The organism is Maribellus maritimus (assembly GCF_022267315.1).
In the GTDB taxonomy this organism is placed as follows: domain Bacteria; phylum Bacteroidota; class Bacteroidia; order Bacteroidales; family Prolixibacteraceae; genus Draconibacterium; species Draconibacterium maritimum.
In genome coordinates this window covers 129,524-144,650 of the sequence record NZ_JAIKLE010000001.1, presented here as the reverse complement: position 1 = coordinate 144,650, position 15,127 = coordinate 129,524, and the positions used below count along the sequence as shown (strand labels likewise).

The following is a 15,127-nucleotide window of genomic DNA, read 5'->3' as shown; positions in this document are numbered from 1 at the left end:
AATGGCAGTAAAAAAAAGACGCATATTAAAAGTTCCAAAAGACAAGCAAATCCGTGAATTGTTGCGGAAAGAAGTTGCTGTGTTTGCTGCTGAAAAAAATATTTTGCCACCGGCTTCATTTGAGTTGCTGGAGAGCGGTTCGAAAGAACTTTTGACGCATTTAAATCTGGATGAAGAATTTCTGGATTTTACCATTGTTTTACTGGGAAATGAAACATGGCGCGACGTAGTGAATGCAACACCTTTCAATCGACGACTTTTATTGTTGCCACAGTGTCTGCGAAATAATCTGCAATGCAAAGGTGTGTTTGATGAGTTGGGATTAATTTGCGCAGGCTGCAAAGGTTGCCAGATTGACGATATTCTCGGAAGGGCAGAGGAGTTGGGATATTCAACACTTGTGGCCGAAGGAACTACGGTTGCCATTGGTTTGGTGGAAGAAGGTTCTATTGATGCAGTGATTGGCGTAAGTTGTATGCCGGTGTTGCAAAATTCGTTTGACCCGGTTTCACGCGCTGCAGTTCCGGTAATCGGGCTGCCACTTTTGTACGATGGTTGCAAGAATACTTCCCTCGACTATGAATGGCTTTTTTCAGAAATTGAGCAGATTACAGATAAAACAGAATTTCAGCCACTTTCCGTCTCGATGATAAAAAATCAGGTACAGGAATATTTTTTGGAGGAAAGTTTAGCCCGATTTTTTCAGGGGAATACAGATACCGAGAAACTGGCTTTAAAAACGATGGCGCTGGGCGGACAACGCATGCGGCCGCTGTTGGCCTTGCTTACGTATCAATCATATACAAAGGAAATTTCCGAAGAAGTGCAATCGGCGCTGGCTGTGATTATTGAGTGTTTTCACAAAGCATCGTTGGTACACGACGATATTCAGGACGAGGAGGATTTTCGTTATGAGCAACCGGCCTTGCACAAAACTGTTGGAGTGCCCGTTGCAATTAATATTGGCGATTATTTAATTGGCAAAGGTTATCAGCTACTGGCCAGTGTGCCTTGCGATGCAAAAGTTAAAGCGGATTGTTTAAAAGTGGTGGCTACATCGCATTTAAATCTTTCGGAAGGGCAGGGCGCAGACATTCTTTTGCAGCAAAACATTGCGCAAAAATCGGTGGATGAAATTCTGCGGATTTTTGAACAGAAAACCGGTGAAGCAGTGAAAGTAGCATTAATGACTGGCGCGATTACTGGAAATGCCGCGGAATCCGAACTTCAGATCTTATCTGAATTTGCTGAATATTTTGGAATTGCCTATCAAATTCGTGACGATTTAAATGAGCTCCGCGAAACCAATCACCTGAAACATGCTTTCGATTTTCCATTTTTGTTGTCGTTGTTGAAACAAAGTATTAACGGTCATTCTCCTACTTTTTCAGACATTATCAAAACCGAAAATTTTGATGTTTTGCTTGAGAGTTTTGAACAACACAACACCGAAATTACAGCCGACAAATACCTCGCTGACTACGTACAAAAATGTTACACGAAACTGGATAAACTTCAAAATAAGAAATTACGCCTAAGTTTATACGGAGTTATGGGAAAAGTTTTTAAATCCTAAGGTGAGTGGCCCGAATTCATACCAACCCGTTTATCGTCAGTTTATTTCTGAAATGGAAAAAGGATTTTTGTTGCTCAATAAAGCGAGTAGGGCAGAAGTCGCTGAATTCATAAGAACACAACAACATAAAAACGGAGCTTTTACAGATCGCGCCGGAAGTCCCGATTTGTATTATTCGTTGTTTGGATGCTGGCTCTCCAAAGGGTTAAAATTGAATGAGCAGTTAACAAAATTAAGTCAACATATTTCGACTTTTCAGCACGATGAAAAAAAGGTAATCGATAAATTTTCTTGGTTGTTAATTCTTTTGTCGCTGGAGGAGGAGAAATTTCAAAAGCCATCCTTTTTTGAGTTGCTTCGTTGGCTTTCAAAAAGTGGAAAGAATGTAAATACAGCCTACCGATTTTTTCTGTTTGTGCTCAGTTTTGATGCTTTGTTCGGAAAAAACAGCGTCGTCTATTTTTTCGTGCGGATATTTTTGAAATTCTACAAACTACCCGAAGATTTACCGTGTAGTTTTTCTGCCGCGCTGTTAATGGCTAAATTTTTAACTGGGAAAAATGTGAAACATGAAGCTGAAAACTTGTTGCATTATTTTGAAAAAGGGGAAGGATTTAAAGTTTTTCCGGAACAACCGAATGCTGATTTGCTTTCGACGGCAGTTGCGCTTTTTACTTTGAAAACAATTGGACAGGATTTACGGGTACTTGCACCCGATTGTCTGGATTTGGTTCAGGGAAATTATGAAAATGGCGCTTTTTTATCGGGCGACGGAGATTCTTCCCGCGATTTGGAATATACTTTTTATGGTTTGCTAACTTTGGGAGCGCTTTCAAAAAATGAGCATTGATTTTATTGCATGATAAAAGCTCTATTAACTATACGACTAAAACAAATATCCAGAGGAATCGTCGGAATCGGCCTGTTTCGGATGCTTTTTTTAATTGCGCTGCTTGCCTTTGCCGGTTTTGCTTTGTATGTTAAAAGCGCTGATGAGGTGGTCTCAAAATACATCAGTATCGGATTTTTACTTTTAGTGTTTTACGTTCAGGTAAAAAGGGAAGACAAATTGTTTCTGAAAACGCATTTCTCTTCGTATAAAATGTTGCTATTTTCAGAATATCTTGTGTTAGCACTTCCGGTAATCATTTGTTTTTTGATTCATAAACAATGGATTGCATTAAGTTTTCTGGCGGGTCTGGTAATTGTTCCGAGCATCGATTTTAAAACAAGATATTCCAACTTAAATACCAAGCTTCAAAAGTTAATTCCAGTCGATGCTGTTGAATGGAAATCGGGAGTTCGGAAACATTTTTTTGTGATTGTGCCACTATGGATTATTGCAGCGGGAACCAGCTTTTTTATTGGAAGTGTGCCTATCGTAATTTTTGTTTTTGGGATTTTAATTCTTGGTTTTTTTGAAAAGTGCGAGCCCTACCAGGTTTTATTGGCTTATGAAATAAACGCCTCAAAGTTATTGAAGTTAAAAATAAAGCGACAAATTCAGTTGTTCTCAATTCCTGTTTTGCCGTTGCTTGCTTTATTCGTTTTGTTTCATCCTGAAAACTGGTACTTTTCCGTGGCTGAATATTTGATTTTTTGTAGTCTTTTGGTTTTCGGCATTACAGCAAAATATGCTTTTTTTAAATCAAATGAAAAATCTCCTGCAGCTCAAACTTTCGTTGCAATTGGCACGGTTGGAAGTATTATTCCTGTTTTTCTTCCTGTCGTTTGGTTTTTAACGGTTTGGTTTTATATAAAGTCAGTAGATAATCTGAATTTTTACTTAAATGATTACAATTAGCAATCTTACCATATCATACAACGGAAAAAAAGTTATCGACGATTTGAATCTGTCGATGAAAGAGGGTTTTATTCATGGCATTGTTGGCTTGAACGGAGCGGGAAAAACTACGCTTTTAAATACGTTGTTTGGGTTAAAAAAGGCAGATGCAGGAACGATGCTTTTTGATGATCATAAATTGAATAAGAAAGCCGTTGCGTATTTGGTAACTGAGAATTTTTTCTACTTGAATATTACCGGGCGTGAGTATTTAAATCTGTTTAAAAACGATGCTTTTAAAACGGAAGAATGGAACCGGCTTTTTGGGCTTCCTCTCGATCGGATTATCGATGGTTATTCAACCGGAATGAAAAAGAAACTGGCCTTGTTGGGAATTCTGAAACAAGATAAGTCGTTAATGATTTTGGATGAGCCATTCAACGGATTGGATATCGAAACAAACCGGATAATTCGAATGATTTTGTTGCGTTTGAAAGAGAAAAATAAGACCATAATTGTAACTTCTCATATCATTGAGACTTTGACAAATTTGTGTGATTTTATTCATTATTTGGAGGGAGGTGTTATAAAATTTACGAGAGATAGAAGCGGTTTTTCTGAATTTGAACAGGAAGTTTTTGCGAAGATTGAAAATGACAATCTTGAACTGATTAATGAATTGACGAAGTAGAATGGACAGCAAAATATTACAAGATAAAATAAATGAAGTTGGGCGATTTGTAGCCTCGGAATTAAAGCCCGAAGGTTTTTGGGAAGGACAGCTTTCTTCGAGTGCACTGGGTGTTGCTGTAGCTGTTGCGGCTTTACATTTTGATGATGCAAAACGGAATTCTAAAGAAATTCAGAAAGGGATTTTGTGGCTGCGAAAAAATATAAACCCCGACGGAAGTTATGGAGACACGCCGGAAAGTCCAGGGAATGTAAGTACAAGTTTACTGGTTTATGCGGCTTTGAATTTATATTCTGCAAAAGAAAAGTCGGTAAAAGAAACGCAACGAAAAATTGCTGTTTATTTGAACTCGTTGAAAATTGATGTGAATTCGCCGCAAGTAGCTGAATTTATTTTGGCGCATTACCAAAAAGATTACACGTTTTCGGTACCTATTTTGGCCATGTGCGGACTTTGCAACGTTCCGGGCGAAGACGCGTTTAATCACATTCCTCAATTGCCTTTTGAACTTTCTTTATTGCCCCGGCGCTTTTACCGATTGCTGAATTTAAGCGTGGTGAGTTATGCTATTCCGGCCTTGGTAGCCGTTGGAATTGTAATTTTTAAAAAGAAAAAATCGAATCTTTTTTGGCGAATAATTCGGAAGTTTTCTATTCAAAAAGCAATGAAGATTTTGCATAAAATGTTGCCTGAAAGTGGTGGCTTTCTGGAAGCAATTCCTTTGACTGCCTTTGTTGCTTTAAGTTTGATAAATTCAGGTTTTGCTGAAACCGAGGTGGTAAAAAAGGGAATTCAATTTTTAAAACGAACGCAACGTGAAGACGGCGGCTGGCCAATTGATGTGGATTTATCAACCTGGGTAACTTCGCTTTCCGTAAAAGCATATCGTGAGAATCTGAACGGATTTTTAACGACTGATCAGCAAGATAAAATTGCGGATCATTTTAAATTGATTCAGAATATTCGAGTTCATTCGTTTAATGGAACTGGCCCGGGAGGTTGGGGCTGGACCAACTTCTCAGGTTCCGTTCCTGATGGAGATGACACGCCCGGAGTTATTCTGGCACTGTTAAAACTTCAACCCAAAGAAATGGTGAAGAATGAAGTGTTAGCTGGTGCAAAATGGTTAAAAGAATTGCGAAATAACGATGGTGGTTTTCCAACTTTTTCGAGAGGTTGGGGCAAATTACCGTTTGACCAGAGTTGTTCGGATTTGACCGGGCACTGTTTATTGGCGGTTTCCTTAGTTCTGGAAACTTACAGGGATGAAATGGAAAGCAAAGATGTTCGAATCCTGGAAGACATTTTTACCAGGGCGTTGAGTTATCTGGAGAAGGAGCAATCGGAAAACGGAAGCTGGCTACCGCTTTGGTTTGGCAACCAAATGAACGATGGACATTTGAATCCGGTTTACGGAACAGCAAAAGTAGTGACGTATTTAAAAGATGCTGCGACACATCAATGGCATTCTGAAAAAATAAAACAGAAGTTGGAAATGATGATTCAGAAAGGAAACGATTTTCTGATTTCGCTTCAAAATAAAGACGGTAGCTGGGGCGGTGATAAAAATATTCCGGGTACCATTGAAGAAACTTCGCTGGCGATTTCAGCAATTATTTCAGAAGGAAACAAGGAAATTTGTGAATCCGGTTTGTTTTGGCTTGAAAAATATATTCAGAGAAACGGATTTAAATCAGCACCCATTGGACTGTATTTTGCCTCGCTTTGGTACGACGAAAAAATGTACCCGGTAACTGCGTATTTGGAAGCTTTAAACAGGGTATCTGCAATAAATTGATGATAAGCTGTTTTAAAATATAATCAAATATTCCGCTTAATATTTTTTTAACATTAATTTTAGAAACGGAAATCAGAGCTAATAAAAAGACTGATTAATCTTTTTACCGTTTAAGCTGTTAATGAAATATGGGAAAATTTAATCCAAAAAATTTTCGGGCCAGTTTAATTTCTGAATTTCAGAAGTTAGATGATATTCTGGAAACCTTTCAAAATCAGTTTAAAGATGAGGTTTGGCATTCAGTAAACGAAGCTTATCCGGGTGTTGTTTATAATGAAGAGTTAGAGGAACTGATTTTGACCTATGCAAATCAAATATTTAGTACTGCCGAGTCTGTGTGCGACAAGGATAAGAATTACAACGAAGTTCGTTTAGCGGATGAGGTTAACATTATGAATAAGATGGTGGATAAACTTTCTGAGGAAAATAAAGATAATCGGGAGCTGGCATCTCGAATTCACCAAGAAGCAAAAAAGATGATGGTGAATTTTTATCCGAATGTGATGGATTTGTCTGCAGATGGGTTTCGTTTGCTTGAAAAATATTCGTTGATGTACAATATTTTTTTTGTTGGAGGTTTTTCGAAATTTACAGCGCTTTAGAATTGAAATTTGTTTATACCACAAGTATAAAGAGAAAGGCTTTCGCTGCAAATGAAAGCCTTTCTCTTTTCGTCTGTTATCTGTCGATATCAATATCCGTTTTTATGAGTCGTTTCCCAAAATCGCTGCTGTTCATTTTTGGGGGCTTAATATTCATGACATGATTTATAAAGTAGTTACAAATTCTTCGTTCGCCATATTCACCTCCCCATTCGTGACCTTTTCCGGGAAGCATCAGGAAATCGAATTCTTTGTTGGCTTTTATCAGCGCATCGCAAACCTGGTAGGTCGAAGCGGGATCAACATTTTTATCCATCTCGCCAACTACCAGCATTAAATCGCCTTGCAAACGGTAAGCATTGTCAACATTTGAACTGCCTGAATATTCCGGTCCTATGGGCCATCCCATCCATTGTTCGTTCCACCAGATTTTGTCCATCCGGTTATCATGGCATCCACACACAGAAACCGCCACTTTATAAAATTCGGGGTGAAAAAGAACTGCTGCAGTTGAGTTCTGTCCGCCGGCTGATTTTCCATAGATTCCAACTTTGCTGATGTCCATAAACGGATATTTTTTTGCTGCGTCTTTCATCCAAATAATACGATCGGGGAAACCCGCGTCTTTGATGTTCTTCCAGCAAACATCATGGAATGCTTTTGAACGGTTGGAAGTCCCCATTCCATCGATCATAACCACAATAAAACCAAGTTCAGCCAACGACTGGCGACAGCGGTTGTAGTAAACGCTAAAATCTTTGGGAACAAAACTTCCGTGCGGGCCGGCATAAATATATTCGATTACCGGGTATTTTTTTGAAGCATCAAAATCAGATGGTTTTAGGAATACTCCCCAGATATCGGTTTCGCCATCGCGGCCTTTTGTTGAAAATACCTCTGGTTTTTTCCAGCCTGTTGCAAGTAGTTGGCTGATATCTGCTTTTTCAAGCGGCATAATCTCTTTTCCTGTTTCCGCATTGCGTAAAATCGTAGTTGGAGGCACATCTACCTTAGACCATGAATCGACCATGAATTTATGATTCGGAGAAAAACTAACACGGTGGTTTCCGTTTTCCGGTGTCAAAAGTTTCTGTCCGGAACCATCAAAATTAATGCTGTAGTAGTATAAAAAATAAGGGTCGCCACCTTCTTTTCCGCTGGCAGCAAAAACAATTTTTTTGTTAAGCGTATCAACAAATTCTACGCGGCGCACAACCCATTCTCCCTTTGTGATTTGATTTTTCACTTTTCCGGTTTCGCCATCATATAGATACAAATGGTTCCATCCGTCGCGTTCCGAAGCCCAAATGATCTCTGTTCCGTCATTTACATCATAACGGTATTTTTTGCTGCTATAATCGATGAAGGAGGGTTGTGTTTCATTAATCAGCACGCGGCAATTTCCGGTTTTTGCATTCATCTCAATTACCTGGTAAACCTGGTGTCCGCGTTTGTTGTATTCAAAAGTCAAACTTTCGCTGTTGTTTCGCCATTGTGGCCTTCCAATATTGTATTGGTTGGGAATCATTTCTTTGCACGAAGCTATCATTGTTTTCCTGGTTACATCAAAAACGCAGGGATAACTCTGAGGAAGAGCATCACCCGGTTTATAATATTCGATGGACGAATACTTGGGTTGAATTTGATCTTCCGGTGAGGATTCAATATAATTTACCATATGCTTTTCTGCCGGTTGATAAAGGCTGGAGACTAGTTTTTTTGAATCGGGCGACCATTGGATAAATGACGAATAATAAAGTCCGATACCGCCGTCGTAACTTAGTTGTGTTGTTTCTCCGGTTTCTTTGTTTTGAACCCAAACATTATAGTCCTGAACAAATGCAGTCCATTTGCCGTCAGGAGATTCTACCGGATCGTTACCTCGCAGGTCTCGCCGTCGCATCGACCATGCCGGACGCCCAGGCTTTTTGTATGGTTCCTTAATGGATAATTTGTAAGATGGTAATAAACCAGTCCAAACATTTTGGTCATATACAAACGTAAACTCCTTTAAATTATCAGACGGATGAATGTCTGTTATTTCTTCACGTGTAATGCTTTTTTTACTGATTATTGAAAGTTCTGAAATAAGTTTATTTACGTCAAGTAGTTCTGTCTTTTTCTTTCGCTCTGCTAAAACGGTATAATACTTTTCTCCGTCTTCTGTTTGAACGCTGTACCAAAACGACGGAGAATCTTCAAACCAGTGCGGCTCAAAATAGCCGTGAAGAACTTTGTCCTTTGTAAGTTCTTTAAATGCGTTGTAACGGTCGAATTTTTCCGCAATATTTTGCGCTTTTGCCGCTGAAAAAAAAGTCAGGCATAAAAGCATCGGAATAATTTTTGTAAAATATTTCATCTTTTCAAATTTTGTGTTTAATCTGTTCTTTTTGGAAACTTATGATTTTCTAATTGTTAATTTTATGAATATGTATTTGTTTTTTTGTTAGCTTATTTGTTTATTTTTTTGCTCTTTAAAAATATACAGACGTTTTTTTTGTAAGAATGATATTTATTAGTGATTGGGGCAAAAGATAATATGGACAACACTTTTTCCAAGAAAATATGCTTCGGGTCGGAATTTGCATCAGTATTTGTAAAAAGAAGATCATCTGGCTTAACGATAATTGTTGGCAGAAATTATTTCCAATTTTTGATTCCTGTTGGAAAAAAAGATGAAAATTGACAATATAAAAAATTCCGCAGTTGCTGTAGCCCAAAAGTGAGAAGACTATTTAAACAAATTATTAATCCCGCACTTGTTTTAATGCGATAGCCATTCGCTGGTTTTATTTTTGCCTGCAAGTTTAAAGTAATTGGTTAATGAAAATTGAGACAATGGGAAGAACTAAGATTCAGATTACAGCTTATGAGCTTAGAGATGACGAAAGAATATTTTTTGAAGAACAGGCAAAAGCACTTAACATTCATGTGCTTTACACTTCCGGGGTGTTGAGCGACAGCTCACTTGATTTGGCAGAAGGAAGCATCGCCGTAACTATTTTAGGGCATAGTTTGATTGATAAAGGCCTGTTACAAAAGCTACACAAGATGGGAGTTAGAAGTATTGCTACCCGTACCATTGGATACAATCATATTGATGTGTCGGCTGCCAAAAGCTTAGGGATTAAAATTAGTACCGCCCGTTATGCGCCAAACGGAGTCGCCGATTATACTGTAATGCTGATTCTGATGTCCTTGCGCAAATATAAGCAGGCTATGTATCGCGCAAATATAAACGACTATTCTTTACCAGGTTTGCGTGGTAAGGAACTGAGAAATCTTACTGTTGGTATAATCGGGACAGGAAGTATTGGTGAACAGGTAATTAAAAATCTCTCCGGATTTGGATGTGAAATTTTGGCACACAGCAATTCAAAAAAAGAACATATTGAAGGACTGGCAAGCTATGTATCTTTGGATGAGTTATACAAAAAGTCGGACATAATAAGTTTTCATATTCCGTTAAAGGAAGAAACCCGCCGGATGGTAAATGCTGATGCAATAGAAAAAATGAAGGATGGCGTTATTTTAGTGAATTGCGCCCGTGGTGAGTTAATGAATATACCAGATGTTGTTAAGCGAATTGAAATGCAGAAAATTGGTGCGCTGGCCTTGGATGTTTTTGAAAATGAAACCGGGATATACCACCTCGACCGTAGGAATGATATTATCAGCAATCGCGATATGGCTTACATGCGACAGTTTCCCAATGTGATTATGACACAGCATATTGCATTTTATACTGATGCCGCAGTAAGCAGTATGGTGAATTGTGCACTGCAAAGCATTATTTCTTTTGTCGAAACCGGAGCCAGTAGGTATGAAATTATATAGAAAAGTCCGGGAGGGAAATATTGTCGTTTGCCGTTGATTGGGATTTTTAAATCAGAGTCAAAAAAGAATAAATGTAGACTGTTTTTGGAGTAACTTTTTTTAGTGTTTTTATTATCGCAGGTTGATAATACTCATATTTTGAATATTGTACAATATCCAGGGGCTATATTTTTTCAATTTCTATGAGTTTACCGTAAGAATTTCTTCTCCTTCGGTTGTGAGATATTTTTTTGCCAGATTGGCCGTAAGACAGGAGTGAACAGGAATAACCTCAACCAGATCGCCTACCTGGAAATTTTTAAATTGTGCTTGTGTAACTTTCAAGATTCCGTGTTCCTGGGAGAGTTTTGCAACATAATTCAAAGGCGGAAGTAACTTTTTTTCACCATCTTTTTGAATGACAATTCTTCCGAACATTTTTTTTCCATCGATGTTTGCAATCGAATCCTGTGATAAATGAACCGCCCCTCCATAGATAACAATTTCGTTACGTGAAAGCTGTTTGGCTACAACGGGACAAATCATTCTTACAGCGATGTCCTTGTAATCACACACTCCAAGGTTTTCCATCATCAAATCGTAAAAAATGAAATTCCCGGGTCTGATTTCATCAACATCGTTAAAATTAGTGCACAGGGTGTTTGAAGGTGTATCCCCCATACTAATTTCAATTTTTGGAAAATCAGTTTTATATCTCTGTTTGAGTGACTTCATTTTTAACAAAGCATCGAAATGGCGGCTAAAAATCTCGTTGGTTGAGCGTGCCTGGTATGTGTGCCCTGTATGTGTTAAAAAGCCTTTCAAAGTGATTTTTTTATTCTGAGAAAAGCAGCTGATAATATTTTCGATGATACCGGTTTTTGAAGGTGCTATTCCGGTTCGGTTATAACCGGTATCTATTTTAATATAAACTCCTATCGGATACCTTATTTTTTTAATAAGAATTTGAGCTGCATCGAGGTTTTCAACAAGGATATTTAATTTTATATTAGCCGCCAGACGATTAATGTTTGTTATCTCGAGCACATTAACCGGGAATGCAATTGTAATATCCTTCCAGCCGTTTGTTGCAAAATATTCCGCCATATTTACCGACGAAACCGTTATGGCGTCAACATCAAAAAGCTTAAACCACTCACCTATTTTTGCAGACTGGTGTGTTTTAAAATGAGGCCGAAAGCGCATTTTGTTTTCGCTCGCTTTTTTAGCCATCCTTTCAATGTTACGCAAACAAATCTCTTTATCTACAACAAATGTTGGTCGAATAATCTCGGTCATAGCAGCTAATTCATTTATTTGTTTTTAATTGTGTCGCTAAGTTATTTCTGGTTTCCATCAGTTTTTTTGAAATTCCTACTTTGTATAAATGAGGGCTGATAAAACGTTTATGTTCATTGGGAAGGAGTTTTGCTCTTTCCAAAAGATAGTTGTGAATTTCAACAAGAGATTTCTTTTTGAGTAGGATGCTTCCGTTTTCAACAACTTTGTGAAGTAGTGGCTCAAATGAACAATCCTGAACAGAGGTGAATTTTTCAGGGTAAACCGGATGGTAGAGTATCTTCACATCTTCAATGTTTTCTTCTTCAAGTAAAACGGCGTCTCTGTAAAAGTTTCCTTCACTGTCGGAAAAACGGTAAACCTGTTTTTTGCCCGGCAAAGTTACTTTTTCTATATTTTCAGAGATTTTCATTTTTGGTTTGTCTCCAATTTTTGCCAATTTATAAACTCCGTCTAAGGCTGCGTCGGGTTTTCCTGTCGCAAGTTCGGTGCCAATACCAAAAGCGTCGATAGCTGCATTTTGTTCACTTAAAAGACTTTTAACGACCAACTCGTTTAATTGATTTGAAGCTATAATTTTTACATAATCGAAACCAGCTTCATCAAGCATTTTTCTTGCATGAATACTTAAGAATGCTAAATCTCCGCTGTCGAGCCTGATACCAAATAAACGGTTTCCGGCTTTTTCCATTTCCCTTGCAACCTTAATCGCATTTGGAATTCCCGATTTTAGCGTATCAAAAGTGTCGACCAGTAAAATTGTGTTTTCGGGATGAATTTTAGCATAAGCACGAAAAGCTTCCAACTCAGTATCAAAGCTCTGAACCCAGCTATGCGCCTGTGTTCCGCTTACAGGGATATCAAAAAGTCTTGCGGCCAGCACATTTGAGGTGGATGAAGCCCCGCCAATAAATGAAGCGCGGCTGGCATGAATAGCCCCTAATCCCTGTGCCCTTCGCATTCCAAAATCTGAAAATATTTTTTTGCCTGAAACCAGTTTTATACGAAAAGCCTTGGTGGCAATTAACGACTCAAAATTCAAAATATTTAAAAGTAAACTTTCAATAAGTTGGCATTCAATTAAATTTCCATCGATGCGTAAAACCGGTTCGTTTGGGAAAATAACTTCGCCTTCATTTACGCTAAAAATATCGCCGCTGAACCTGAAGTCTTTCAAATAATTAAGGAACTCAGTTTTTAGTCCTTGTTTTTCCAAATATTCAATATCTGAATTTTCAAAAGAGAAACCGGACAAAAGACTAAGAAAATTTTCCAGACCTGCAAAAACAGTGAACCCGCCTTTAAATGGATTGGTACGGAAAAAATAATCGAAGGTGGCAGTCTGCTCCTTTTTTCCACAAAAAAAATAGCCTTGTGCCATTGTTAATTCATAGAAATCAGTATACAATCCATACTGTCCTATTGTCGGGTACATAAAGTTCTTTTTTAGAATGCTTAAATATAACTAAGTTTCAACGGGAATAAAAGAATGTAATACTAATAATTTATGAAGTTTTACTGGCTTCTGTGAATTTTTTTACTAATCTAAGAGTAGCTAAACGCGTTTCTTTCTGTTTAATTCCAAAGCTGAAAATAAAAAAATCCTTTATTTTAGAAAATAAAGGATTCGTATTTATTTGATAATGACTTGTTTCTGTTATTTTTCAAGGAAAATCGTTTGTTCACGATTTGGTCCAACCGATGCAATTGAAACCGGAATTCCCATTTCTTCTTCAATAAAAGAGATGTAATTATTCAGTTCTTCGGGAAATTCATTCTGGCTTTTGATTTTTGTTAAATCGGTTTGCCAACCGGGAAGTTCAACATAAATTGGTTTTACATCGTCTGTCAGTTCAAAAGGGAAATGTTCTACAACTTCACCGTCAATTTCGTAACCTACGCAAACCTTTATGGTTTCAAATTCATCCAGTACATCTGCTTTCATCATAATTAGTTCCGTTGCACCATTTAACATTACCGCATATTTTAACGCAACCAAATCGAGCCATCCGCAACGACGCGGTCTTCCCGTTGTTGATCCGTATTCATGGCCGGCGTCCCGCAATTTTGTTCCTGTTTCATCAAATAGTTCGGTAGGGAATGGGCCCATTCCAACACGAGTGCAATAGGCTTTGAATATACCGAATACCCCACCTATTTTTTGTGGTGCAATTCCGAGTCCCGTGCAAGCGCCTGCGCAAATTGTATTCGAACTGGTTACAAACGGATAAGAACCAAAATCGATATCAAGAAGTGTTCCCTGAGCACCCTCAGCAAGAACCGATTTATTTTCCAGCAGGAGGTTGTTGATCATGTGTTCGCTGTCAACTATCTCGAACGATTTTAACATCAGGATCCCTTCAAACCAGTCTTTTTCACATGCGTTAAGTTCTGCTTCAAAATCGTATTTAAAGAACTCTTTTAGCATAACCTTGTGGTTCTCGATCCGGGAGCTGTATTTTTCTTCAAAATTGATAAAAAGGTCACCAACGCGCAAGCCTTCCCTTCCAATTTTATCTTTGTAGGTAGGACCAATTCCTTTTAATGTTGAGCCAATTTTTGTTTTCCCTTTCTTTTTTTCTGAAGCCGCATCAAGAATACGGTGAGTGGGTAAAATTAAATGTGCTTTTTTTGAAATATAAAGGTTTTTGGAAATGTCGAATCCAATTTTTTTCAAGGATTCAATTTCTTTTTTAAATACAATAGGATCAATTACAACCCCATTTCCAATAATATTTACTTTATTTTCTCTGAAAATCCCTGACGGTATTGTGTGTAAAACCTGTTTTATATTGTTGAATTCCAAAGTGTGCCCTGCGTTAGGTCCGCCCTGAAATCGGGTTATTACATCGTATTTAGGTGTCAATACATCAACAATTTTTCCTTTTCCCTCGTCGCCCCATTGCAGGCCTAGTAATACATCTACCTTCATTAGTGATTTGATTTTATTTTACACACAAAACCGTGAAAATTTAATCTCTCCGATAAAATTTTCACGGCTTTCTATTTAAGCACTTAAAAGTACAAATATTTTTTGTTTACATGAATAAAAAAACTTCTTACCAACAGGATTTTATATAATGGTAAAATGGAACAGTTTTTTCTATTTTATATTCTCCCCGTAAATATAGAGTGTATGATGCGACAGTTTAAAATTATTTTTCAGACATGCATCTTCAATTATTTCTCTTATTCGCGGATCATAAAATTCAACCACCTTCCCATTGCTTGTATCGATCAGGTGGTCATGTTGCATGGTTGCAAAAGCCTTTTCAAATTGAGCAATATTTTTTCCAAACTGGTGTTTAACCACCAATTTGCAATCCAACAATAAATCAATCGTATTATACAAGGTAGCTCTACTCACCCTGTAATTTTTATTTTTCATTGAAATATACAGAGACTCAATATCAAAATGCCCTTCTCTTGAATATATCTCTTCAAGAATTGCGAATCTTTCCGGTGTTTTCCGATGCCCGTTTTTTTCAAGGTAATCGGTAAACATATTTCTAACAGTCTCTCTGGTTTTCTGGCTATTCATAATTAAACCAATTTTAAATAG

The 15,127-nt window shown here is 37.7% G+C and carries 12 protein-coding genes; 7 read left to right on the top strand and 5 right to left on the bottom strand.

What is annotated here, in order from left to right; translation table 11 throughout:
• The first annotated feature begins 1 nt into the window (after position 1).
• The 6 genes from K5G00_RS00595 (at position 2) to K5G00_RS00570 (ending at position 6,450) form a co-directional block, all read left to right on the top strand.
• Positions 2-1,576 (top strand): polyprenyl synthetase family protein, encoded by a 1,575-nt coding sequence (locus tag K5G00_RS00595; protein ID WP_238763306.1) that lies wholly within the window; start codon positions 2-4, stop codon positions 1,574-1,576.
• Positions 1,577-1,628: 52 nt separating this feature from the next.
• Positions 1,629-2,426, top strand: a complete 798-nt coding sequence (locus tag K5G00_RS00590; protein ID WP_238763304.1) for a prenyltransferase/squalene oxidase repeat-containing protein — start codon at positions 1,629-1,631, stop codon at positions 2,424-2,426.
• Between the two features lie 9 nt (positions 2,427-2,435).
• Entirely contained in the window at positions 2,436-3,380 is a 945-nt protein-coding gene (locus tag K5G00_RS00585; protein WP_238763302.1) for a hypothetical protein, read from the top strand.
• Positions 3,367-4,050: an ABC transporter ATP-binding protein gene (locus tag K5G00_RS00580; RefSeq protein WP_238763300.1), complete on the top strand. Its 684-nt coding sequence runs from the start codon at positions 3,367-3,369 to the stop codon at positions 4,048-4,050. The genes K5G00_RS00585 and K5G00_RS00580 overlap by 14 nt, the downstream gene beginning before the upstream one ends.
• Before the next feature lies 1 nt (position 4,051).
• The gene (locus K5G00_RS00575) at positions 4,052-5,848 is read left to right on the top strand and encodes a prenyltransferase/squalene oxidase repeat-containing protein (protein ID WP_238763298.1); all 1,797 of its coding nucleotides are present in this window, start codon (positions 4,052-4,054) and stop codon (positions 5,846-5,848) included.
• A gap of 128 nt (positions 5,849-5,976) precedes the next feature.
• Positions 5,977-6,450, top strand: a complete 474-nt coding sequence (locus tag K5G00_RS00570) for a hypothetical protein (RefSeq protein WP_238763296.1) — start codon at positions 5,977-5,979, stop codon at positions 6,448-6,450.
• Positions 6,451-6,526: 76 nt separating this feature from the next.
• Here the strand turns inward: K5G00_RS00570 and K5G00_RS00565 are convergent, their stop codons facing one another.
• Positions 6,527-8,809, bottom strand: coding sequence for a S9 family peptidase (locus tag K5G00_RS00565; protein ID WP_238763294.1), 2,283 nt, complete (start codon positions 8,807-8,809; stop codon positions 6,527-6,529).
• 464 nt (positions 8,810-9,273) lie between these two features.
• On the opposite strand from K5G00_RS00565, the gene K5G00_RS00560 reads away from it, so the two are divergent.
• Complete coding sequence (locus K5G00_RS00560) at positions 9,274-10,287, top strand: D-isomer specific 2-hydroxyacid dehydrogenase family protein (protein WP_238763292.1); 1,014 nt, start codon at positions 9,274-9,276, stop codon at positions 10,285-10,287.
• A gap of 180 nt (positions 10,288-10,467) precedes the next feature.
• Here the strand turns inward: K5G00_RS00560 and K5G00_RS00555 are convergent, their stop codons facing one another.
• The 4 genes from K5G00_RS00555 to K5G00_RS00540 all read right to left on the bottom strand — a co-directional run bounded on the left by K5G00_RS00555 (position 10,468) and on the right by K5G00_RS00540 (position 15,106).
• Positions 10,468-11,565, bottom strand: a complete 1,098-nt coding sequence (locus tag K5G00_RS00555; protein ID WP_238763290.1) for an alanine racemase — start codon at positions 11,563-11,565, stop codon at positions 10,468-10,470.
• Between the two features lie 10 nt (positions 11,566-11,575).
• Positions 11,576-13,000, bottom strand: coding sequence for a nicotinate phosphoribosyltransferase (locus K5G00_RS00550; protein ID WP_238763288.1), 1,425 nt, complete (start codon positions 12,998-13,000; stop codon positions 11,576-11,578).
• Positions 13,001-13,222: 222 nt separating this feature from the next.
• Positions 13,223-14,497, bottom strand: coding sequence for an adenylosuccinate synthase (locus K5G00_RS00545; RefSeq protein WP_238763286.1), 1,275 nt, complete (start codon positions 14,495-14,497; stop codon positions 13,223-13,225).
• Between the two features lie 171 nt (positions 14,498-14,668).
• Positions 14,669-15,106, bottom strand: a complete 438-nt coding sequence (locus K5G00_RS00540) for a Fur family transcriptional regulator (RefSeq protein ID WP_158863930.1) — start codon at positions 15,104-15,106, stop codon at positions 14,669-14,671.
• Between the last annotated feature and the right edge of the window lie 21 nt (positions 15,107-15,127).